We start from the raw sequence: 20,477 nt of genomic DNA, 5'->3' as shown, positions 1-20,477 counted from the left end.
GGCTGTCAGTCCGCTGCGGTAGCTTCCCTCTCACCGGCACCGAACGGGTGCCGGTGAGGGGTGAGTGGGGTGTGGACCCGATGAGTGACGCCGCGACCGCGACGACCGACGAACTCGACAAGTACCGCAGGGAGCTGACCGGTTACTGCTACCGGATGCTCGGATCCTCCTTCGAGGCGGAGGACGCGGTGCAGGACACGATGGTGCGGGCCTGGAAGGCCATCGACACCTTCGAGGGCCGCTCCTCGCTGCGGTCCTGGCTCTACCGGATCGCGACCAACGTGTGCCTGGACGCGCTGAACGCGGGCAACAAGAGAGCGCGGCCGATGGATCTGACCTCTCCGACGCCGGTCGCCCAGGCGCAGCTCGTCAAGCAGCCGGAGATCACCTGGCTGGAGCCGGTCCCGGACGGGCGGGTCCTGCCGTCGGTCGCCGACCCGGCGGAGACCGCCGTGCACCGCGAGACCGTGCGGCTCGCCTTCGTCGCCGCCCTCCAGCACCTGCCGCCGAAGCAGCGGGCGGTCCTCATCCTCCGCGAGGTGCTCGCCTGGAAGGCGAGCGAGGTCGCGGAGCTCCTCGACACCTCCGTCGCCTCGGTCAACAGCGCGCTCCAGCGGGCCCGGGCGACCCTGGCCGAGCAGGCGCCGGCCACCTCCGATCCGGCGAACCCGCTGGACGAGGAGCAGAAGGCGCTCCTGGAGCGGTACGTCGCCGCCTTCGAGGGCTACGACATGAAGGCGCTGACCGCGCTCCTCCACGAGGACGCGACCATGTCCATGCCGCCGTACGACCTGTGGCTCCAGGGCCACGACGACATCGTGGGCTGGATGCTGGGCGTGGGCGAGGTCTGCTCGGGCTCGAAGCTGGTGCCGACCGTGGCGAACGGCTCGCCGGCGTTCGCGCAGTACCACCCGGACCCGGCGGGCGGCTTCGCGCCGTGGGCGCTGATCGTCCTGGAGCTGCGGGACGGCAAGGTCGCCGGGATGGACTTCTTCCTGGACACCGAGCGCTGGTTCCCGCTCTTCGACCTGCCGGCGCGGCTAGACGCCTAGGGTCCCGTCGAGGCCGGTCAGCAGGAGCAGGGTCCTCAGCTCGGGTCCTGCTCCGTGGAAGCGGATGCGGTGGCCCCGGCGGCCGGCCGCGAGTTTCAGGCGGGCGAGGGCGTCGACGGCCTGGAGGTCGGCGTGCGCGAGGGCGCCGACCTCGCAGACGACGTCGCCGGGCGGGGCGGCGCCGAGCTCCGCGCAGAGGAGCGCCACCTCGTCCCGGGTGGGGCGGGCGGGCAGGGTCACGACAAGGGGCTGACTGGTGTCCACATGCCTTGAGACCGGTCCGAGGCGCGGAACTCATCGGCGGCGGTCCCCCGCGTACCTCTACGCTGTGGATCATGACTCACGAGCCTGTCGAACTGGTGATCTTCGACTGTGACGGTGTTCTGGTGGACAGTGAGCGGCTCTACTGCCGCGTGGACCGGGAGGTGTTCGCCTCTCTCGGGGCGGAGTTCACCGAGGCGGAGATCGTCGAGCACTTCGTCGGTTCCTCCCACGAGATGCTCACGGCGATCGTGGAGGAGCGGCGCGGGCACCCGCTGGAGCCCGGCTGGCAGGAACCCTTCAAGCAGCAGTACGACGACGTGCTGGACGCCGAGCTGACGGCCGTGGAGGGCATCACGGACGTCCTGGACGCCCTGCCGCTTCCGTACTGCCTCGCCTCCAACAGCAGCCACGCCGGCATCCGGAAGAACCTGGGCAGGGCCGGGCTGCTCGACCGCTTCGAGGGCCGGATGTTCAGCGCCCGCGACGTCGCACGCGGCAAGCCCGCCCCGGATCTCTTCCTGCACGCGGCGGCCACGATGGGCGTCCCGCCGGAGCGCTGCGCGGTCGTCGAGGACAGCCCGTACGGCGTCCAGGCCGCCCGCGCGGCCGGCATGCGCGCCTTCGGCTACTGCGGCGGGCTGACCCGGGCGGACCGCCTGATGGGACCCCGGACGGTGGTCTTCGACGACATGCGGGAACTCCCGGGGCTGCTCGTCAGGTGACGGGGAACTCGGCGGTGTCGAGGGTGAGGTCGAAGGGGGCGGGGAGGTGGATCTGCTCGCCGAACGGGACCGCGCTCAGCACACGGTAGACGTCGGCCTTCGGCTCGCCATAGAGGGTGACGGTGGGGCCGCCTGGGGCGAATGAGTCGATGAGGAGATAGAGCGGAATACCGGCAGCAGCGTATCCAGCGGCTTTGCTGATGCGGTCGTGGTTTCCGTTCGACGGTGAGGTGATCTCAGCGACCAGGTCGACATCACCTGCCTCAACGTACTGCCCCGGCTGGTCGAGGGTCGCTAGCGGAAGTACGGCCAAGTCCGGAATGTACATACCCCTGCGCGCGGGAACGGCGATCGCCTGAGTCTGCACCACTGCCCAGTCCTCCGGAATCGCGAGGATCAGGCGGCGATGCACGAGCGATGCAATGAGGTTGTGCCGGCGGGCCGGTGACGGTGACACGGTGATGATTCCCTCGATGATCTCCACCTTGCAGCCCTCGGGTGCGTCCGTCTCCTCCCAGATCCGGACCAGGTCGTCCCACCCGTAGTCATCAGACGAGTGATCGACGGTGAGTGCGCTCATGGCGGTCTCCTCTATCGGTGCGTCACCGATCCCAGCATGCCGAACGGGACCGGCGGAGGTCCACCGGTCCCGTTCACCCGAAGGTGTCAGAGGTATATGCCTCGGGCGATCGTCAGGCGATGCGGTCCAGGACGATCGGGTTCGCGGTGAAGGACGTGCCCGGGGCCGCGATGTCCCACGAGTCGTTCAGGGACTTCAGGGCGTACTCGAACTTCTCCGGGGTGTCCGTGTGGAGGGTCAGCAGGGGCTGGCCCGCCGTCACCGTGTCGCCCGGCTTCGCGTGGAGCTCGACGCCCGCGCCCGCCTGCACCGGGTCCTCCTTGCGGGCGCGGCCCGCGCCCAGGCGCCAGGCGGCGATGCCGATGTCGTAGGCGTCGAGGCGGGTGAGGACGCCGGTCGAGGGGGCCGTGACGACGTGCTGCTCGCGGGCGACCGGGAGGGTGGCGTCCGGGTCGCCGCCCTGGGCGGAGATCATCCGGCGCCAGACGTCCATCGCCGAGCCGTCGGCGAGCGCCTTCGCCGGGTCCGCGTCCTTGATGCCGGCCGCGGCCAGCATCTCGCGGGCGAGGGCGATCGTCAGGTCGACGACGTCCTGGGGGCCGCCGCCGGCGAGGACCTCGACGGACTCGCGGACCTCCAGGGCGTTGCCCGCGGTCAGGCCGAGCGGGGTCGACATGTCGGTGAGGAGCGCGACCGTCTTCACGCCGCTGTCGGTGCCGAGCTGGACCATGGTGGAGGCCAGCTCGCGGGCGTCCTCGATGGTCTTCATGAAGGCGCCGGTGCCGACCTTGACGTCCAGGACGAGCGAGCCGGTGCCCTCGGCGATCTTCTTGGACATGATGGAGCTGGCGATCAGCGGGATCGCCTCGACGGTGCCCGTGACGTCGCGGAGCGCGTAGAGCTTCTTGTCGGCGGGGGCCAGTCCGTCGCCGGCCGCGCAGATCACCGCGCCGGTGGTGTCGAGGACGTGCAGCATCTCCTCGTTGGAGAGCAGCGCGCGCCAGCCCGGGATCGACTCCAGCTTGTCGAGCGTGCCGCCGGTGTGGCCGAGGCCGCGGCCGGAGAGCTGCGGGACGGCCGCGCCGCAGGCGGCGACGAGCGGGGCGAGCGGGAGGGTGATCTTGTCGCCGACGCCACCGGTGGAGTGCTTGTCGGAGGTCGGACGGGAGAGCGCGTCGAAGTTCATGCGCTCGCCGCTGGCGATCATCGCGGCGGTCCAGCGGGCGATCTCCGCGCGGTTCATGCCGTTCAGCAGGATCGCCATGGCCAGGGCGGACATCTGCTCGTCGGCGACCACGCCGCGGGTGTACGCGTCGATGACCCAGTCGATCTGCTCCGGGCTCAGCTCGCCCTTGTCCCGCTTCGTGCGGATGACGGAGATGACGTCCATGAGGTGCTTCCTCTTTCTACGCGCATAGAGGGGAAAAGGCGGAGCGACCCTTCCATCGTGCCGGAAGGGCCGCTCCGAGGCGTTACTTGCGAAGGTGGTCCGGGCCGAATGCCTGCGGCAGCATGTCGGCCAGGGTCAGGAACCCGGCGGGCGTCTCCAGGACGAGGTCGGGGCCCCCGAACTCGAACAGGAGTTGCCTGCACCGGCCGCACGGGACGAGGGACTCGCCCCGGCCGTCCACGCACACGAAGTGCGTCAGACGGCCGCCGCCGGTCGCCTGGAGCTGGGAGACCAGACCGCACTCGGCGCACAGGCCCAGGCCGAAGGAGGCGTTCTCCACGTTGCAGCCGGAGACCGTCCGCCCGTCGTCGACGCGGGCCGCCGCGCCGACCGGGTAGCCCGAGTACGGGGCGTACGCGCGGGACATCGCCTCGCGCGCCGTGACCCGCAGGGCCTCCCAGTCGGCTTCGGTGAGGGCCGTCGTCACTTGCCCTGGCCCTTGCGGTAGCGCATGCCGTCGGCCTTCGGCATCCGCAGCCGCTGCGCGGAGAGCGAGAGGACCAGCAGGGTGACCACGTACGGGGTCGCGCTGACGAACTCGACCGGGACGGTGTCCGTGCCGAGGTACCAGATGAAGACGCCGACGCCGATGACGACGGCGATCGAGGAGGTGATCCAGCGCTTCTGGTACGCCTTCCAGGCCGCGATGGCCACGAGGACGGCGAAGAGCAGCAGGAGCAGCGCGTGCACGGACTGGCCGCCGCTGCGCAGCTGGAGCGCGTCGGCGTAGCCGAACAGGCCGGCGCCCATGGCGAGGCCGCCGGGCCGCCAGTTACCGAAGATCATCGCCGCGAGGCCGATGTAGCCGCGGCCGCCGGTCTGGCCCTCGTTGTAGATGTGCGAGGTGACGAGCGACAGGAACGCGCCGCCGAGACCGGCGAGACCGCCGGAGACGATCACGGCGATGTACTTGTACTTGTACACGTTGACGCCGAGCGACTCGGCCGCGATCGGGTTCTCGCCGCAGGAGCGCAGGCGCAGACCGAACGAGGTCTTCCACAGCACGAAGAACGTGCCGATGATCAGCAGCACGGCGAGGATCGTGACCAGCGAGAGGTTGGTGACCAGACCGCCGAGGATGCCGGCGACGTCCGAGACCACGAACCACTCGTGCTTCTCGATGTCGGCCAGCCAGTCTGAGAGACCCGGGACCGTGATCGAGGTGATCTCGTCGGCCGGCGGGGACTGCTTGGGGCTGCCGCCCCTGGCCGCGGCCTCGCCGGAGTTGAACCACAGCTTGGCGAAGTAGGTGGTGAAACCGAGCGCCAGGATGTTGATCGCGATGCCGGAGATGATGTGGTCGACGCCGAAGGTGACCGTGGCGACCGCGTGCAGCAGACCGCCCAACATGCCGCCCAGGATGCCGGCGAGGATGCCGATCCAGGGGCTGGTCTGCCAGCCGGCCCAGGCACCGAAGAAGGTGCCGAGGATCATCATGCCTTCGAGGCCGATGTTGACCACGCCCGCGCGCTCGGACCACAGACCGCCGAGACCGGCGAGGCCGATCGGCACCGCGAGCGAGAGGGCGGCGCCGACCTGGCCGGCCGAGGTGAGGTCCTGCGCGCCGGTGATGACGCGGACGGCGGAGAGCGCGATGAGCGCGCCCGCGACGATCAGCAGGATCACGGGAAGGGAGAGCCGAGTCCGGCCGCCCTTGCCACCGGCCACCTTGGGGGCGGCGGGCGGCGGGGTGGAAGTCGCCGTGGCGCTCACGCCGACACCTCCGTCTTGTCGGAGTTACGGGCCTGGGCGGCGAGCTTCTCGCCGACCTGTCGCTGCTGGCGCTTGAGGCCGTAGCGGCGGACGACTTCGTAGGCGATGACGACGCAGAGGACGATGACGCCCTGCATGACGCCGACGATCTCCTTGTCGTAACCCTCGAATTCGAGCTTGCCGCTGCCGCGCTCCAGGAAGCCCCAGAGGATCGCGCCGAGCGCGATGCCGACCGGGCTGTTGCGGCCGAGCAGGGCGATGGCGATGCCGGTGAAGCCGATGCCGACCGGGAAGTCGCCGCTGTACTCGTACGAGTCGTTGAGCAGGGTCGGCATGCCGATCAGGCCGGCCATGCCGCCGGAGATCAGCATCGACGTCACGACCATCTTCTTGACGTTGACGCCGCTCGCCGAGGCCGCCGAGTCGGACTGGCCGACGGTCCGCAGGTCGAAGCCGAAGCGGGTGCGGGAGAGCGTGAACCAGTACCCGACGCCCGCGATGATCGCGACGATCAGGAAGCCCCAGACGGGGTCCGGCGCGGTCGGGAAGTCGAAGAAGCGGGAGGACTCGGGCAGCGGGGTCGTGGAGACCTTGGTGCCCGCCTCGTCCAGGTGACCGAGGCGGCCGGGCTGGAGGAGGTAGCCGATGATCGCGGTGGCGATGAAGTTCAGCATGATCGTCGCGACGACCTCGCTGACGCCCCGGGTGACCTTGAGGACACCGGCGATGCCGGCCCACATGCCGCCGACGATCATCGCGGTGAGGATGATCAGCGGGATCTGGACGATGCCCGGCAGGGTCAGCGCGCCACCGACGGCGGCGGCGAAGAAGGCCGCGAGACGGTACTGGCCGTCGACACCGATGTTGAACAGGTTCATGCGGAAGCCGATGGCCACCGCGAGACCCGCCAGGTAGTACGTCGTCGCCTTGTTGATGATGTAGACCTGGCTGTCCGACTTCACGCCGTACTCGAACATGATGCCGAAGGCGCTGAACGGTTCCTTGCCTGTCAGGGCAAGCACCAGGGCGGTGATCAGGAAGGCCGCGACCACCGCGAGAAGCGGTGCCGCGATGCCCAGGAGCAGCCGCTCCTTGTCGATCTTCTTCATCGGGCCTCGTCCTCCGGGCCGTCGGTGCCCTGAGGACCGGCTTCGGTCTCGGGGCTCTCTTCGTGCTCAAGGTGACCGGTGGCGGCACCGGTCATGGCCGAGCCCAGCTCCTCCGGGGTGATCGTGGCGGGATCGGCGTCCGCGACCAGCCGGCCGCGGTACATCACGCGCATGGTGTCGGAGAGGCCGATCAGCTCGTCCAGGTCCGCGGAGATCAGCAGGACGGCGAGGCCGTCGCGGCGCGCCTCGCGGATCTGGTCCCAGATCTGCGCCTGCGCGCCGACGTCCACGCCCCGGGTGGGGTGCGCGGCGATCAGCAGCTTGGGGTTGTGGCTCATCTCGCGGCCGACGATCAGCTTCTGCTGGTTGCCGCCGGAGAGCGAGGCCGCCGTGACCTCGATGCCGGGCGTGCGGACGTCGTATTCCTTGACGATCCGCTCGGTGTCCTTGCGGGCACCCTTCAGGTCGAGCAGGACGCCCTTGGAGTTGGGCCGCTCGGTGACGTGGCCGAGGATCCGGTTCTCCCAGAGCGGGGCCTCCAGGAGGAGACCGTGCCGGTGGCGGTCCTCGGGGATGCAGCCGATGCCTTCCTCGCGCCGCTTCCGGGTCGGGGCGGTGGAGATGTCGGCGCCGTCGAGGGTCAGCACGCCCGAGTCGGGGTTGCGCATGCCCATGATCGCGTCGACGAGCTCGGACTGGCCGTTGCCCTCGACACCGGCGATGCCGAGGACCTCGCCCTTGTGGATGGTGAGGCTGATGCCGTCGAGGACGGAGCGGACGACGCCGTCCGGGTCGACGGCGCTGAGCGACAGGTCCTGGACCGTCAGCATCGGTACGTCCGTCACGGTCGACTCGCGGGTCTCCGGGGACGGCAGCTCGCTGCCGACCATCAGCTCGGCGAGCTGCTTGGTCGTGGTGTTGGCCGGGTCGGCGGTGCCGACGGTCGTGCCGCGCCGGATGACGGTGATGTCGTCGGCGACGGCGAGGACCTCGCCCAGCTTGTGCGAGATGAAGATGACGGTGAGGCCCTCGGCCTTGAGCTCGCGCAGGTTGTCGAAGAGCGCGTCGACCTCCTGCGGGACGAGCACGGCGGTCGGCTCGTCGAGGATCAGGGTGCGGGCGCCGCGGAAGAGGACCTTGAGGATCTCCACGCGCTGGCGGTCGGCCACGCCGAGGTCCTCGACGAGGACGTTCGGACGGACGCCGAGGCCGTACGCGTCGGAGATCTCCTTGATCTTGGCGCGGGCCTTGTCTCCGATGCCGTAGAGCTTCTCGGAGCCGAGGACGACGTTCTCGAGGACGGTGAGGTTGTCCGCGAGCATGAAGTGCTGGTGCACCATGCCGACGCCGCGGGCGATGGCGTCACCGGGGTTGTTGAACGACACCTGCTCGCCGTCGATCGCGATGGTGCCCTCGTCCGGCTTCTGCATGCCGTAGAGGATCTTCATCAGGGTCGACTTGCCCGCGCCGTTCTCGCCCACGAGGGCGTGGACGGTGCCGCGGCGCACGGTGATGTCGATGTCGTGGTTGGCCACGACTCCGGGGAATCGCTTGGTGATGCCGCGGAGTTCTACGGCGTTGGGGCTGGAGGCTTTGATGACGCACTCTCCAAGGCAGGGAGCGTGGGAGCGGAAGGCTGGGACAGGGAGCAGACCGGAACACGGCCGCGGGCGGGGCTCGGTGGCGAAAAATACCCGCACCGGGCGATAGCTACGCGCGTAGCGTCGCCAAAATGTTCAACTGCCCGCGGGCACAGGTGTGAAAGGGGGCCCGGAGTGTCGGCCGAAGCCGCTCTCCGGGCCCCCTTCGCGACGTGTGTCAGAGGGTCGTGGCGACCTTGATCTGACCGTCGACGATCTTCTTCTTGGCCGCGTCCAGCTTGGCCTGGATGTCCTTGAGGTGGTCACCCGTGGTGGTCAGGGAGACGCCGTCCTCGGCGAGCGAGTAGGTGTGCGTGCCGGTCAGCGGCTTGCCGTCCTTCTCGGACTTGATGAGCTCGTAGACACCGGTGTCGACGTTCTTGACGACCGAGGTGAGGATCGAGCCGGCGTACTTCGACAGGGCCGGGTCCTTGGCCTGGTCCGAGTCGACGCCGATCGCCCAGGCGCCCGGCTTCGCGGCGACGGCCTCGATGGAGCCGGCGCCGGAGCCGCCCGCGGCGGCGAAGATGACGTCGATGCCCTTGTCGAGCATGCCCTTGGCAGCGGCCTTGCCCTTGTCCGGGGCACCGAAGCCGGACAGGTCCGTACCGGTGGAGAGGTACTGGATCTGGACCGTGGCGTCCGGGTTGGTCTCCTTGACGCCCTGCTGGAAGCCGGCGGCGAACTTCTTGATCAGCGGGAGGTCGACACCACCGATGAAGCCGATCTTGCCGTCCTTCGACTTCTCCGCGGCCGCGACACCGGCGAGGTACGAGCCCTGCTCCTCGGTGAAGACGATCGAGTCGACGTTCTTCTGCTCGGAGACCGAGTCGATGAGGCCGAAGGTGGTCTTCGGGAACTTCGCCGCGGTCTTGTCGATCGCGTCCTTGTAGGCGAAGCCGACACCGATGACCGGGTTGTAGCCGCCCTCGGCGAGGGAGGCGAGGCGCTGCTCGCGGTCGGCCGGGGTCTCACCGTTCTTCGCGGTGAGCTCCTTGGTCTCGACACCGAGGTCGGCCTTGGCCTTGTCGAGACCGCGCGCGGCGGAGTCGTTGAAGGAGTTGTCGCCACGACCACCCACGTCGTAGGCCATGCCGACCTTGATGGTGCCCGAGTCGGAGCCCGAGTCCCCGGTGGAGGACTCCCCGCAGGCGGTGGCAGTGAGAGCGAGAGCCGCAGTGACAGCACACGCGGCGGTGATCTTGGATACCCGGCGCACGAGGAGGTCCCTTCAAGACTGACCGAAAGCGCCTCTTCCGGCGCTGGTTTCGGGCGATCGTAACGCGCGTAGATGTCAGTTAAAGACCCGTTCATGAGTCGTTACCGGATCGACGCCCACGAGTCGTACCAGACGGTAGCGGCACGGAGACGGTCCGACACCCCGAGACCCGACGCGGGCGGCGGGACCGCGATGTGACGCTCCGACCACCCTACGGTCGGCGGGACCGCCGGATGGTGGACGACACCCCGCGCTCCCGCCCCGTCCCCGGCCGCCCGGGGCGACCGGATCAGGCCTTGCGGTCGAGCAGGGCCGCGGCGGTGAAGAGTTCCACGGCCGTCTCGATGCAGCGTTCGTCCACGTCGAAGTCGCCCGCGTGCAGGTCGCGGACGCGGGTGTCGCCGGGGGTGCGGACGCCGAGGCGGGCCATGGCGCCGGGGACGTGCTCCAGGTACCAGGAGAAGTCCTCGCCGCCGAGGCTCTGCTCGGTGTCCTCGATCGCATACGGTCCGCGGCGGGCGGTCATCGCGTCGGCGAGCAGGTCGGTGACGACCGCGTCGTTCACGACCGGGGGGACGCCCCGGACGTAGTTCACCGTCGACTTCGCGCGGTGCAGGGTCGCGATCTCGTCGATCGCCGCGTGGACCAGGTCGGGCGCGTCGCGCCAGGTCGGCAGGTCGAGGCAGCGGACGGTGCCGGAGAGCTCGGCGTGCTGCGGGATGACGTTGCAGGCGTGGCCGGCCTCGATGCGGCCCCAGGTGACCGAGAGGCCCGAGCGGGCGTCGACTCGGCGGGCGAGGACGGCCGGGACGTCGGTGGCGACGCGGGCGGCGGCGGTGACGAGGTCGGTGGTGAGGTGCGGGCGGGCGGTGTGGCCGCCGGGGCCGTCGAGGGTGACTTCCAGCCGGTCGCAGGCCGAGGTGATGGGGCCGGAACGGAGTCCGATCTTCCCCGCGTCCACCCTGGGGTCGCAGTGGACGGCGATGATGCGGCCGACGCCGTCGAGCACTCCGGCCTCGATCGCGTCGGCGGCGCCGCCGGGCAGCACTTCCTCGGCGGGCTGGAAGAGGAGCCGTACCGCGTTCGGGAGGAGGCCCTGCCGGTCGAGCTCGGCGAGGACGAGCCCGGCGCCCAGGACGGTGGTGGTGTGGACGTCGTGTCCGCAGGCGTGCGCGCGGTTGGCCACGGTGGAGCGGTAGGCGACGGTCTTCACGTCGGGGATGGGCAGCGCGTCGAGGTCGGCGCGGATCGCGAGCATGGGGCGGTGACGGTCCGGGGTGCCGATGTCACAGATGAGCCCGGTGCCGCCCGGCAGGACCTTCGGCGCGAGGCCGGCCGCCTCCAGGCGGGCCTTGAGCGCGGCGGTCGTACGGAACTCCTGGTTGCCCAGCTCGGGGTGCATGTGCAAGTCCCTGCGGAAGGCGATCAGTTCGGCGCGCAGGGGTGCGGACAGCGTTCCGGGCAGGGTGGCGGAGCCTGGCTCACGGGACTTCAACTGGTTCACCTTGTGAAGGGTAGGCCCCTTGAGTGGTCAACTGCCCGTTGATCACCAAAAGTTCAGCCCGTTAGGGGAAAGAATCTCGGTTTGGCAGGCATGAAGGCCCTTCGGTGTGGGTACGCTCGGCCGAATTCGGCCCGATTGATCCGTCAGGCCGTTCCTGCGGCCCCTGTGGCTCCCGTGGCCCCTGTGACCCGTGCGGTGAGCCGGTCGACCTCGTGGGCCGCCGTGCCCGCCACTCCGGACAGGAAGCCCTGGGCGCGCGGCGAGGCGGTGGCCCGCAGCCACTCGGGCGCGACCTCGATGACCGCGACCTTCACCCCCGTACCGGCGAGGGCCAGCGGCAGGGTGTGGACGACCGTGGACGGGAAGCTGACGACCGTCCGGCCGATCGGGCCGCGGCGGGCGATCAGCTCCAGGGGCAGGTCCGGCCGGACCACCTGGAGGCCGGTCTCGACCGCTATGCGGTGCAGCTTCTCGGCGCTCTCGCGGCGGTGCGCGAAGTAGCGGGTCGCGCCGTGGGCGCGGGCCAGTTCCGCGACCACGCGCGCGTAGTGATCGGCGTCGACCACGCCCGTCTCGACCAGCGAGGTGCCCACCAGGTCCGCGCCGCCGGTCAGCAGCGGGGGGCCGAAGCGGGACCGGGTCCAGGCGTAGGAGTTCTCCGTGACCTCGATGCCGGCCGGGGCCTCGACGGGCAGCGACGTGAAGATCTCGACCGTACGGCCGCGGGCCGGGGCCAGTCGCCGCCGGGCCAGCGAGGTCACCGGGGCGAGGACCAGCTCGCGCGGGCCCAGGCTGCCCTTGCGGTGCCAGCGCACCAGGCGCTCGCCGCGGCCGAGCTGGGCGGCGAACTCCATGGTGGCGGTGCCGTCGTCGACCACCGTCAGGTGCCGGGGCGAGAAGAGCGACAGGAGCAGCTGGACGTAGCGGGAGAACGGGTCGCCGATGATGACCCGCTCCGCCCGGCGCAGCGGCGGGGCGAGCTGCCGCAGGGTGCGGACGAGCGCGCCCCGGCCGCCGCGGGCCTCCTGCCAGTGGACGGTGAAGCCCTCGTCGCGGGCCAGCTGGGCCATGCGGCGCAGCTGGCCCCGCGACATGGGGTCGGTCGGCGAGAGGACGACGACCGTGAGGGCGGGCGCGGAAGCCGGGGCGGCCGCCGGAGTGGGGGCGGGCGTCGCGTGCGTCGCCCCCGGGGTGGGGGCGGGTGCCGCCCCCGGGGTGAGGGCGTCCGTGGTGCGGGACGCCGCGGCTGACGTGCCGACGGGCTCGTCCGGAGCGGACGCTCCGGGGGCGGGTGCCGCGCCGGGCGCCCGGTCGGGCGCCTGCGTGTGCGCCCATTCCAGGACGTTGAGGAGCTGGACCGGGCTCTCGACGAACGCCAGCTGCCCGGTCATGCGGCGACGAGCCCCTGGACCCGGCGGAGCTTCTTCATCGGGCCGAGCTCCGACTCGTAGACCTTCTTGACGCCGTCGCCGAGGGCGGTCTCGATGGTGCGGATGTCGCGGACGAGGCGCTGGAGGCCCTGCGGCTCGACGGAGGCGGCCTGGTCGGAGCCCCACATGGCGCGGTCGAGGGTGATGTGGCGCTCGACGAAGGTGGCGCCGAGGGCGACGGCGGCGAGGGTGGTCTGCAGGCCGGTCTCGTGGCCGGAGTAGCCGATCGGGACGTTCGGGTACTCGTCCTTCAGCGTGTTGATCACACGGAGGTTGAGCTCCTCGGCCTTGGCCGGGTACGTCGAGGTGGCGTGGCAGAGCAGGATGTTGTCCGAGCCGAGGACCTCGACCGCGTGGCGGATCTGCTTCGGGGTGGACATGCCCGTGGAGAGGATGACCGTACGGCCGGTGGCGCGCAGGGCGCGGAGCAGCTCGTCGTCGGTGAGGGAGGCGGAGGCGACCTTGTGGGCCGGGACGTCGAACTTCTCCAGGAAGGCGACGGCCTCGGTGTCCCACGGGGAGGCGAACCAGTCGATGCCGCGCTTCTTGCAGTGCTCGTCGATGGCGCGGTACTCGTCCTCGCCGAACTCCACGCGGTGGCGGTAGTCGATGTACGTCATGCGGCCCCAGGGGGTGTCGCGCTCGATGTCCCACTGGTCGCGCGGGGTGCAGATCTCCGGGGTGCGCTTCTGGAACTTGACGGCGTCACAGCCGGCCTCGGCGGCGACGTCGACGAGGGCGAGGGCGTTCTCGAGGTCGCCGTTGTGGTTGATGCCGATCTCGCCGGTGATGTAGACGGGCTGGCCGGGGCCGGCGGTCTTCGAACCGAAGGTGCGCAGACGGGTGCTCATGGTGCTGTTCCTTACGAGTTGGGGATGCGGGGTGCGGGGGTGTCGAGCTCGGGTCCGAGGAGCCAGGCCGCGATCTCGCGGATCGCTCCGAAGCCACCGGGGGTGGCGGTGACCGCGCGGGCCGCGGCCCGTACGGAGTCGTGGGCGCTGCTCACCGCGACGGGCCAGCCGACGAGGTGGAAGCAGGGCAGGTCGTTGACGTCGTTGCCGGCGTAGAGCACGCGCTGGGGGTCGATGCCCTCGGCGTCGCACCACTCCTTGAGGGCCCGGTCCTTGCGGTCGATGCCGTGCAGGACGGGGATCTTGAGCTTGCGGGCGCGGGCGGCGACGACGGCGTTCTGTTCGGTGGAGAGGATGAGGACGGGGAGGCCGGCGCGGCGCAGGGCCGCGATGCCGAGGCCGTCGCCGCGGTGCGCGGAGACGAACTCGCGTCCCTCGGCGTCGAGGTGGACCCGGTCGTCGGTCTGGGTGCCGTCGAAGTCGAGGACGACCGCGTCGATGTCGCCGAAGCCGGGGGTGGCGGGCTCGTCGAGGAGCGGCGCGAGGGCCTTGGCGCGGGCGAGGTCGTGCGGGTCGTCGATCTCCAGGACCCGGGAGGGGTCGGTGACGACGAGCGCGGTACGGCCGAAGAAGCGGTGTCCGTGGGTACGGAAGCCGGCCGCGTCCATCGCGTAGACGGCGCCGGTCTCCAGGTACTCGGGCTCCCGGTCCTGGCGGCGCGGGCGGTGCGCCTTGTCGTGGTTGACGCCCTCGGCGCCGTCGGCAGCGTCGGGGCCGGAGGCCGCCCGCCAGAGGAAGCCGTGGGACGGCGCGGCCGTGAAGGCCGTGTCGGCGGCGCCCGAGGCGACGCGCTCGACGGTCTCCGCGACCTCTGCCGAGGTGAGGAAGGGGCTGGTGCACTGGACCAGGAGGACGACGTCGGCCGGGCGGCCGTGGGTGGCCTCGAAGGCGTCCATCGCGTGCAGGACGGCGGCCTCGCTGGTCGCGGTGTCGCCCGCGATCTCGGCGGGGCGGTGCACGGCCTCGGCTCCGGCGGTGCGGGCCGCCGCCGCGATGGCGGCGTCGTCGGTGGAGACCACGACGTGGGTGACCGGGCGGGCGCCGAGGCAGGCGCGGACGGCGCGGGCCACGAGCGGGACACCGGCCACCGGGGCGAGGTTCTTGGCGGGGACGCCCTTGGAGCCGCCCCGGGCGGGGATCACGGCGAGCACGGTGGCGGTGTGCCGCGGGGGCGGCGTGGCGGCGGTCGTCATCAGAGTTCTCCCAGCCGGCGGATGACGGGGGCCACGCGCTGCACTCCGTGCCGGTACGCGCCCCGCGCCGCCTCCCGGACGACCCGGCGGAGGCCGCTCTCGCGGGGCTCCTGCGCGGTGACGTCCAGGCGGTGGCGGGCGAGGATCCCGGGCAGGTAGCCGGGGGCCGTCTCCGCTGTGTAGTAGGGGGTGATCGGGGGCAGCGCGGGGAGCGCCAGGAGTGCGGCGACCCGGTCGCGAGCGGCGTCGAAGGCCGCTTCGTACGGGCTGTCGGAGGCCACGCCCTGCCGGGCGAGCCAGGTGTCGTCCGGTATGGGGACGTGTCCCTTGTCGAGTCCGTCGAAGGAGGTCAGCAGGCCGGAGCCGACGAAGTGGTGGTTGCCGAGCGCCTCGCGGACCCCGAGGTCGGTGAGGATCGCGGTGGGGACGCGGCGGTGGAGGGCTTCGAGCGCGGCCGTGGAGGAGACGGTGACCAGGAGGTCGGTGCGGTCGAGGACCTCGCCCATGTGTCCGTACACGAGGCGGAAGTTGGCGGGCGGGTCGAGGTCGCGGACCAGCTTCTGGAAGGGGAACTCCTCCAGGTGCGTGGTGTGTTCGCCCGGCTTGGAGCGGAGCTTGAGGAGCACCTCGCGGCCCGGGTGGAGGCGGGCGTGGTCGATCAGCCGCCGCAGGACGTAGCTCCGCTCGGCCCGGGTGGCGGGCACGGACGGCTGGGCGGCGAAGACGAGGGTGTCGCGGCCGGCCTCGGGGGTGTGCGGGGCGCCGCCGAGGAAGGGCAGCGCGGCCTCGACGACCGAGTCGGAGCCGGCGCCCACGCCCTCGTACACGGCGCGGAACCGCTCGGCGTCGTGCCGGGAGTTGGCGAGGACGACGTCGGCGCCGTGGCGCAGGAGGAGCCCGTCGGTGAGCTTCTCGTAGACGACGCCGACGTAGCCGGTGACGATCACCGGGCGCCGGTCCAGGGCCAGATCGGCCAGGCCCTGGAGGACGGCCCGGACGGTGCCGCCGACCAGCGCGAGGACGACGACGTCGTATCCCTCGCCGCGCTCCGCCGCGTCCCGTACGGCACGGAGGAACTCCGCGCCCGTCACCTCGCCCGGGGTGGTCGTGGACACCCCGGTCTCGGCGAGCTGGCGGGGGGTGGGTGTGGCCCGGCCCCGTAGGACGAATCCGGTGGGTTCGGCTGTCGCCGTGGTGAGGCGGCGCGCCGTGAGGGCGCCCCATTTCCACCGGGTGTCGGAGTCGGCGAGTACGGCTACTCGTACTGCCTCGTTGGTACTTGCTGGCACGTCGAGGACGCTAGAAGGGCATTCCGCTTTCCGGCCCAACTGAGTCACAACAACGGGTGAACAGCGCCTCTCCGACGTGTTAAACGGGTCGGATTCCGGCCGGAATCGCTGCGGGGCGGGGCCGGATTTCCTTGTAGGTAAAGGCGGTTAAGCGGCCCGCCGCTTGGTGTTCACCGAATATCCCCCCACCGGTCGGGGGGCGTGCCGGGTCGGCGCCTAGCGTCGGCCACGTGGTCAAGCTCTCCGTGGTCGTGCCGTTCTTCAACGTGCAGACATATGCCCCCGACACCCTCACCAGCCTGCGTGCCAACGCCCGCGAGGACTTCGAGTTCCTCCTTGTCGACGACTGCTCGTCCGACGGGACTCCCGAACTCCTCGAACGGGCCGTACACGACGTCCCGGGTGCCGTCCTGCTCAGGCACGAACGCAACGAAGGACTCGCCACGGCCCGCAACACCGGCCTCGACGCGGCCCGCGGCGAGTACGTGACCTTCCTCGACGGGGACGACTGGCTCTCACCCGGCTACTACGGGCGGCTCGTCGCCGCCATGGACGAGCTGGGCTGCGACTTCCTGCGCACCGGCCACGTCTCCGTCTCGGGCCGCAGCCGCTCGGTCCGCGGGGTGCCGGTCCCGCGCCGCGACGAGGTGCTCGACCCGCGCGACGCGATACTGCCGGCCCACCGGACGACCTCCGTCGACTACCCGTACGCGTGGGCCGGGATCTACCACCGACGGCTCCTGGAGCGCGGGCTCCTCCACTTCCCGCACGGCCTGCGGACGGCCGAGGACCGGCCCTGGATCTGGAAGCTGCACCGCGAGGCGGAATCGTTCGCGGCGATCGGGGAGCTCGGCGTCTTCTACCGGCGCGGAGTCGCGACCTCGCTCACCCAGATCGGCGATGTCCGGCAATTGGATTTCATCCGTGCATTCGACCTGGTGATCGAGGAAACGGCGAAGGACCGGGACGCTGATCTCCTTCTCCCCAAAGCGGTGCGGACGTATTGCGCACTGATTTCCCATCACATCGGCGGGATCGGACGATTCGAACCCGAGGTGGCACGCCAGTTGAAGGCGATGAGCGCGGGAGCGCTGCGCCGGATGCCGCAGGCGGTCCTCGACGAGGCCCTCACGTCGATGGGCGGGGACCGCGCGACGCTGCTGCGGAAACTGCGGAAGCAGCGCCCCGCACCGCCACCGGCGGCACCGGATCCGACACCTGCGGCGGTGTCGGTGTCGACGGCCGAGGCGGTGTCCGGGTCCGTGTCGGTGTCGGTGTCGGTGTCGACGCCTGTCTCCGGGGCCGGCGCGAACGGTTCCCCGGAGGTGGCGGCATGAGCGCCCGACGCACCACACAGATCTTCTGCGCCTCCACCCTCTACGGGGCGGCAACCCTGGCCGCCGCACTGGACAGCGGCTGCTTCGGCCGGGCCGACCGCCGGATCCTGCTCGTCACCAACAACGCCGCCGTGCCCGAGACGACACCCGCCCTCGACGAGGCCGAGGGCTTCGAGCGGCTGCGCGGCCGCTTCGACTCCGTCCTGTCCTGGAACGAGACGATCTCCCCGCTCCACCCCGCCGGCTGGACGCCCCGGGGACAGGACATGGCGATGCTCCAGCGCCATCTGCGGCTGCTCTGGGAGCTCGGTGACGACCGGGTCGAACTCGCCCTGGAATCCCTCCAGGTGACACCCGCGCTCGCCATCGCCCAGCTGCTGCCCGACGCGCCGATCACGGCGTACGCCGACGGTCTCATGAGCTACGGGCCGACCCGTAACAAGATCGACCCGCTGATCGGCGGACGGGTCCGCAGGCTGCTCCACCTGGACCTCGTCCCCGGGCTCGAACCGCTGCTGCTCGCCGAGTTCGGGGCGCCGCCGGAGGCCGTACCGGTGGAGGCCTTCACGAAGGTCGTCGAGGAACTCTCCGGACCGGCCGCGGGACCGGGAACGCGCGAGGAGGGCCCCGCGCTGCTCCTCGGCCAGTACCTGGCCGCCCTGCAGCTGGTCACCGCCGCCGAGGAGGAGGAGCTGCACCTGCGGATGGTCCGCGGCGCGATCGCCCGGGGCCACCGGAAGCTCGTCTTCAAGCCCCACCCGACCGCCCCGGACGCCTGGTCGCGGTCGCTGGTGGACGAGGCGGAGCGGCTCGGTGCCGAGCTGACCGTCGAGGACCGGCCCGTCCTCGCCGAGGCGCTCTACCGCGAGCTGCGGCCCGCCCTCGTGGTCGGCTGCTTCTCCACGGCGCTGCTCACGGCGCACGCCTTCTACGGGCTGCCGGTCGCCCGGGTCGGCACGGGCCCGCTCCTGGAGCGGCTCACCCCCTTCCAGAACAGCAACCGGATCCCGCTCACCGTGGTGGACGCGGTCGTCCCGCCCCTGGAGGAGGGCGGCGCGGACGAGCCGGCCGGGCCGGTCCCGGACGTGGCGGAGCTGAACGACCTGGTCGCCGCGGTCGGCTTCGCCATGCAGCCGAAGATCCGGGCCGACCTGCGGGAGGCCGCGGCACGGCACCTGTCGGGCCCGCACGCCGAGCGCACCCGGCACCACTTCACCCGCCGGCGCCTCACCGTCCTGAACCTGCCGGGCGGCCTCCCCCTGCCCCGGCATCCGCAGGTCCGCCGTCTGGCGCGCCGCGCGCTGCGGCTCCGCAAGGAGCTGCGGAAGCGCGGCGCCGCCCGGAAGTAGGCGGCCGAAGAGAGGAGGGGCCCGGGAACCCGTGCGGGGGTCCCGGGCCCCTCCCCCTCTTCACGTCAGGGTTCGCCTCGGGTTTCGCCTCAAGGGTTCGCCTCAGGCGCGGACGATCGCCTCCTGGATCTCCGTCACCCACTGCGAACGGTCCTCCGGGCACTCCAGGTACAGCTCGCGCGCGTAGTGCTGCGACGCGTAGCCGTTGGTCTCCATCCAGCGGGCCAGGGTCTGCGCGGTCGGCAGGATGTCGTCCATCGAGCCCCGGTGGACGATGGTCGCGGCCTCCTCGATGCCGGGCAGGACGTGCACCTCGACGCCCGCCACGACGGTCCCCTCGGGAACGGTCATGCCGGCGTGCACGAGGACGGAGCCGTCGCCCTTGCCCGCGTCCTCGTAGTACGCGATCCCCGGACCGAAGCCGGTGAGGCCCGCGGCTTCGAGGCGGCCGCACAGCTCCGCGTAGAGCGGCCCGATGGCGGGGCCGATGTCGTGCGGGCCGAAGCTCGCGGCGACCGTGCTCAGCTCGGCGATGCGCACGGCGGGGATCTTCTTGACGACGACGTCCTGGGTGGACATGCGTCCCTCCGTCTCGATGGCTCGGAGCCTCGCACCGACCTGGGTGAGCCGGGCCCGCGCCGCCTCCAGGGCCGCTTCCAGCTCGGCCTGGCGCAGACGCAGCATGCCCCGCAGCTCGTCCGCGTCGATCTGCTCGTCGAGGATCGCCCCCACCTGTTCGAGGGTGAAGCCGAGGTCCTTGAACGCGATGACACGGTTGAGCCGGGCGAGCTGCTCCCCCGTGTAGAAGCGGTAGCCCGTGTGCGGGTCGACCCGGGCCGGGCGCAGCAGCCCGATGGCGTCGTAGTGACGCAGCATGCGGACCGACACCCGCCCGTGCCGGGCGAAGTCTCCGATAACAAACATGACGCCCCCTACGGAACGGCCTCACACGGTGTCAGGGTCAAGCAAAACCGGGGACAAGCGGCCTCAGGGTCAGGCGGCGCTGCTGAGCGACAGCTTCGCGGCGAAGCCGAGGAAGAGCGCACCCGCCGCCGAGGTCGCCCCGGCGGACAGCCGACGACGGCTCCGGAACGCGGCCGCCAGCCGCGTCCCGCCGAATATCAGCATCGTGAGATAGAGGAAGCTGCCGATCTGGAGCAGCGTGCCGAGCACCAGGAAGGACAGGGCCGGGTAGGCGTACGCGGGGTCCACGAACTGCACGAAGAACGAGATCAGGAAGAGGATCGCCTTCGGGTTGAACAGGCTGATGAGCAGCGCGCGGCGGTACGGACGCTCGGCCGGCGCGGGCACGGCCTGCTCCGGCTCCTCGTCCGCCGATCCGCCCTGGCCGCGCCACATCGACCAGGCGGACCGCAGCATCCCGTACGCCATCCAGGCCAGGTAGCCGGCGCCCGCGTACTTCACGACGGTGAAGAGGAGCGGCGTGGTCTGGAGGAGCGAGGCCGCGCCGAGCGCGGCCAGCGTCATCAGGACCGCGTCCCCGGTGAAGACTCCGGCGGCGGCCTTGTACCCGGTCCGCGTGCCCTTGCGGGCGGCAACGGACAGCACGTACAGCGAGTTCGGCCCCGGCAGCAGGATGATGAGGACGAGCCCCACGAGATAGGTCGACAGATCGGTGACACCCAACATAAAGCGGAGTGTCGCACACGAGTACGACACTCCGCTGTGACCTGCGTGACCTGCGTCTACGGGGC

At 71.1% G+C, this 20,477-nt stretch carries 19 protein-coding genes; 4 read left to right on the top strand and 15 right to left on the bottom strand.

Going from position 1 to position 20,477, the window contains the following annotated elements; genetic code table 11:
• Positions 1-80 precede the first annotated feature (80 nt).
• Positions 81-1,052 (top strand): sigma-70 family RNA polymerase sigma factor, encoded by a 972-nt coding sequence (locus tag ACFC0G_RS13030; protein WP_376401713.1) that lies wholly within the window; start codon positions 81-83, stop codon positions 1,050-1,052.
• Here ACFC0G_RS13030 and ACFC0G_RS13025 read toward each other — a convergent pair.
• Positions 1,041-1,292 (bottom strand): STAS domain-containing protein, encoded by a 252-nt coding sequence (locus ACFC0G_RS13025; RefSeq protein ID WP_376401710.1) that lies wholly within the window; start codon positions 1,290-1,292, stop codon positions 1,041-1,043. The two genes, ACFC0G_RS13030 and ACFC0G_RS13025, sit on opposite strands and share 12 nt — an antisense overlap.
• Before the next feature lie 95 nt (positions 1,293-1,387).
• On the opposite strand from ACFC0G_RS13025, the gene ACFC0G_RS13020 reads away from it, so the two are divergent.
• Complete coding sequence (locus ACFC0G_RS13020; RefSeq protein WP_376401707.1) at positions 1,388-2,038, top strand: HAD family hydrolase; 651 nt, start codon at positions 1,388-1,390, stop codon at positions 2,036-2,038.
• Here ACFC0G_RS13020 and ACFC0G_RS13015 read toward each other — a convergent pair.
• The 12 genes from ACFC0G_RS13015 to ACFC0G_RS12960 form a co-directional block, all read right to left on the bottom strand.
• Positions 2,031-2,618 (bottom strand): Uma2 family endonuclease, encoded by a 588-nt coding sequence (locus ACFC0G_RS13015; RefSeq protein WP_376401704.1) that lies wholly within the window; start codon positions 2,616-2,618, stop codon positions 2,031-2,033. The genes ACFC0G_RS13020 and ACFC0G_RS13015 overlap by 8 nt on opposite strands.
• A 112-nt stretch (positions 2,619-2,730) precedes the next feature.
• Complete coding sequence (locus tag ACFC0G_RS13010) at positions 2,731-4,008, bottom strand: thymidine phosphorylase (RefSeq protein ID WP_376401701.1); 1,278 nt, start codon at positions 4,006-4,008, stop codon at positions 2,731-2,733.
• A gap of 82 nt (positions 4,009-4,090) precedes the next feature.
• Entirely contained in the window at positions 4,091-4,495 is a 405-nt protein-coding gene (locus tag ACFC0G_RS13005; protein ID WP_376401698.1) for a cytidine deaminase, read from the bottom strand.
• Entirely contained in the window at positions 4,492-5,781 is a 1,290-nt protein-coding gene (locus ACFC0G_RS13000) for an ABC transporter permease (RefSeq protein WP_376401695.1), read from the bottom strand. Before ACFC0G_RS13000 ends, ACFC0G_RS13005 begins: the two co-directional genes overlap by 4 nt.
• Entirely contained in the window at positions 5,778-6,890 is a 1,113-nt protein-coding gene (locus ACFC0G_RS12995) for an ABC transporter permease (protein WP_376401692.1), read from the bottom strand. The genes ACFC0G_RS13000 and ACFC0G_RS12995 overlap by 4 nt, the downstream gene beginning before the upstream one ends.
• Positions 6,887-8,542: an ABC transporter ATP-binding protein gene (locus ACFC0G_RS12990; protein WP_376402367.1), complete on the bottom strand. Its 1,656-nt coding sequence runs from the start codon at positions 8,540-8,542 to the stop codon at positions 6,887-6,889. Before ACFC0G_RS12990 ends, ACFC0G_RS12995 begins: the two co-directional genes overlap by 4 nt.
• Before the next feature lie 166 nt (positions 8,543-8,708).
• Positions 8,709-9,749, bottom strand: a complete 1,041-nt coding sequence (locus tag ACFC0G_RS12985) for a BMP family protein (RefSeq protein ID WP_376401689.1) — start codon at positions 9,747-9,749, stop codon at positions 8,709-8,711.
• A 289-nt stretch (positions 9,750-10,038) separates the two neighbouring features.
• On the bottom strand, positions 10,039-11,253 hold the full coding sequence (locus tag ACFC0G_RS12980; protein ID WP_376401686.1) for an amidohydrolase: 1,215 nt from the start codon (positions 11,251-11,253) through the stop codon (positions 10,039-10,041).
• 143 nt (positions 11,254-11,396) lie between these two features.
• On the bottom strand, positions 11,397-12,644 hold the full coding sequence (locus tag ACFC0G_RS12975; protein ID WP_376401684.1) for a hypothetical protein: 1,248 nt from the start codon (positions 12,642-12,644) through the stop codon (positions 11,397-11,399).
• Positions 12,641-13,534 (bottom strand): N-acetylneuraminate synthase family protein, encoded by an 894-nt coding sequence (locus ACFC0G_RS12970; RefSeq protein ID WP_376401681.1) that lies wholly within the window; start codon positions 13,532-13,534, stop codon positions 12,641-12,643. Before ACFC0G_RS12970 ends, ACFC0G_RS12975 begins: the two co-directional genes overlap by 4 nt.
• An 11-nt stretch (positions 13,535-13,545) precedes the next feature.
• Positions 13,546-14,787, bottom strand: a complete 1,242-nt coding sequence (locus ACFC0G_RS12965; RefSeq protein ID WP_376401678.1) for a cytidylyltransferase domain-containing protein — start codon at positions 14,785-14,787, stop codon at positions 13,546-13,548.
• Positions 14,787-16,076 carry a DUF6716 putative glycosyltransferase gene (locus ACFC0G_RS12960; protein WP_376401675.1) on the bottom strand — a complete coding sequence of 430 codons (1,290 nt, stop codon included), beginning with the start codon at positions 16,074-16,076 and terminating at the stop codon, positions 14,787-14,789. Before ACFC0G_RS12960 ends, ACFC0G_RS12965 begins: the two co-directional genes overlap by 1 nt.
• Before the next feature lie 230 nt (positions 16,077-16,306).
• On the opposite strand from ACFC0G_RS12960, the gene ACFC0G_RS12955 reads away from it, so the two are divergent.
• Both ACFC0G_RS12955 and ACFC0G_RS12950 read left to right on the top strand, forming a co-directional pair.
• A complete protein-coding gene (locus tag ACFC0G_RS12955) occupies positions 16,307-17,413 on the top strand; it encodes a glycosyltransferase family 2 protein (protein WP_376401673.1) in 1,107 nt (368 codons plus the stop codon).
• Positions 17,410-18,762 (top strand): alpha-2,8-polysialyltransferase family protein, encoded by a 1,353-nt coding sequence (locus tag ACFC0G_RS12950; protein ID WP_376401670.1) that lies wholly within the window; start codon positions 17,410-17,412, stop codon positions 18,760-18,762. The genes ACFC0G_RS12955 and ACFC0G_RS12950 overlap by 4 nt, the downstream gene beginning before the upstream one ends.
• 102 nt (positions 18,763-18,864) lie before the next feature.
• On the opposite strand, the gene ACFC0G_RS12945 is transcribed toward ACFC0G_RS12950, so the two are convergent.
• Both ACFC0G_RS12945 and leuE read right to left on the bottom strand, forming a co-directional pair.
• Positions 18,865-19,686 carry a MerR family transcriptional regulator gene (locus ACFC0G_RS12945; protein ID WP_376401667.1) on the bottom strand — a complete coding sequence of 274 codons (822 nt, stop codon included), beginning with the start codon at positions 19,684-19,686 and terminating at the stop codon, positions 18,865-18,867.
• Between the two features lie 69 nt (positions 19,687-19,755).
• Positions 19,756-20,412, bottom strand: a complete 657-nt coding sequence (gene leuE, locus ACFC0G_RS12940; protein WP_376401664.1) for a leucine efflux protein LeuE — start codon at positions 20,410-20,412, stop codon at positions 19,756-19,758.
• Positions 20,413-20,477: the final 65 nt, after the last annotated feature.

Origin of the sequence: Streptomyces sp. NPDC056169 (assembly GCF_042268445.1) — a bacterium.
Lineage (GTDB): Bacteria > Actinomycetota > Actinomycetes > Streptomycetales > Streptomycetaceae > Streptomyces.
Note: the sequence above shows the minus strand (reverse complement) of the source record. Positions and strands in the feature narration are given on the sequence as shown.

Coding starts and splice junctions, on each gene's coding strand:
- ACFC0G_RS13010 (WP_376401701.1), bottom strand. CDS start 4,008: ATGGACGTCATCTCCGTCATCCGCACGAAGCGGGACAAGGGCGAGCTG.
- ACFC0G_RS13020 (WP_376401707.1), top strand. CDS start 1,388: ATGACTCACGAGCCTGTCGAACTGGTGATCTTCGACTGTGACGGTGTT.
- ACFC0G_RS12975 (WP_376401684.1), bottom strand. CDS start 12,644: ATGACCGGGCAGCTGGCGTTCGTCGAGAGCCCGGTCCAGCTCCTCAAC.
- ACFC0G_RS13015 (WP_376401704.1), bottom strand. CDS start 2,618: ATGAGCGCACTCACCGTCGATCACTCGTCTGATGACTACGGGTGGGAC.
- ACFC0G_RS12965 (WP_376401678.1), bottom strand. CDS start 14,787: ATGACGACCGCCGCCACGCCGCCCCCGCGGCACACCGCCACCGTGCTC.
- leuE (WP_376401664.1), bottom strand. CDS start 20,412: ATGTTGGGTGTCACCGATCTGTCGACCTATCTCGTGGGGCTCGTCCTC.
- ACFC0G_RS12995 (WP_376401692.1), bottom strand. CDS start 6,890: ATGAAGAAGATCGACAAGGAGCGGCTGCTCCTGGGCATCGCGGCACCG.
- ACFC0G_RS12945 (WP_376401667.1), bottom strand. CDS start 19,686: ATGTTTGTTATCGGAGACTTCGCCCGGCACGGGCGGGTGTCGGTCCGC.
- ACFC0G_RS12950 (WP_376401670.1), top strand. CDS start 17,410: ATGAGCGCCCGACGCACCACACAGATCTTCTGCGCCTCCACCCTCTAC.
- ACFC0G_RS13030 (WP_376401713.1), top strand. CDS start 81: ATGAGTGACGCCGCGACCGCGACGACCGACGAACTCGACAAGTACCGC.
- ACFC0G_RS12970 (WP_376401681.1), bottom strand. CDS start 13,534: ATGAGCACCCGTCTGCGCACCTTCGGTTCGAAGACCGCCGGCCCCGGC.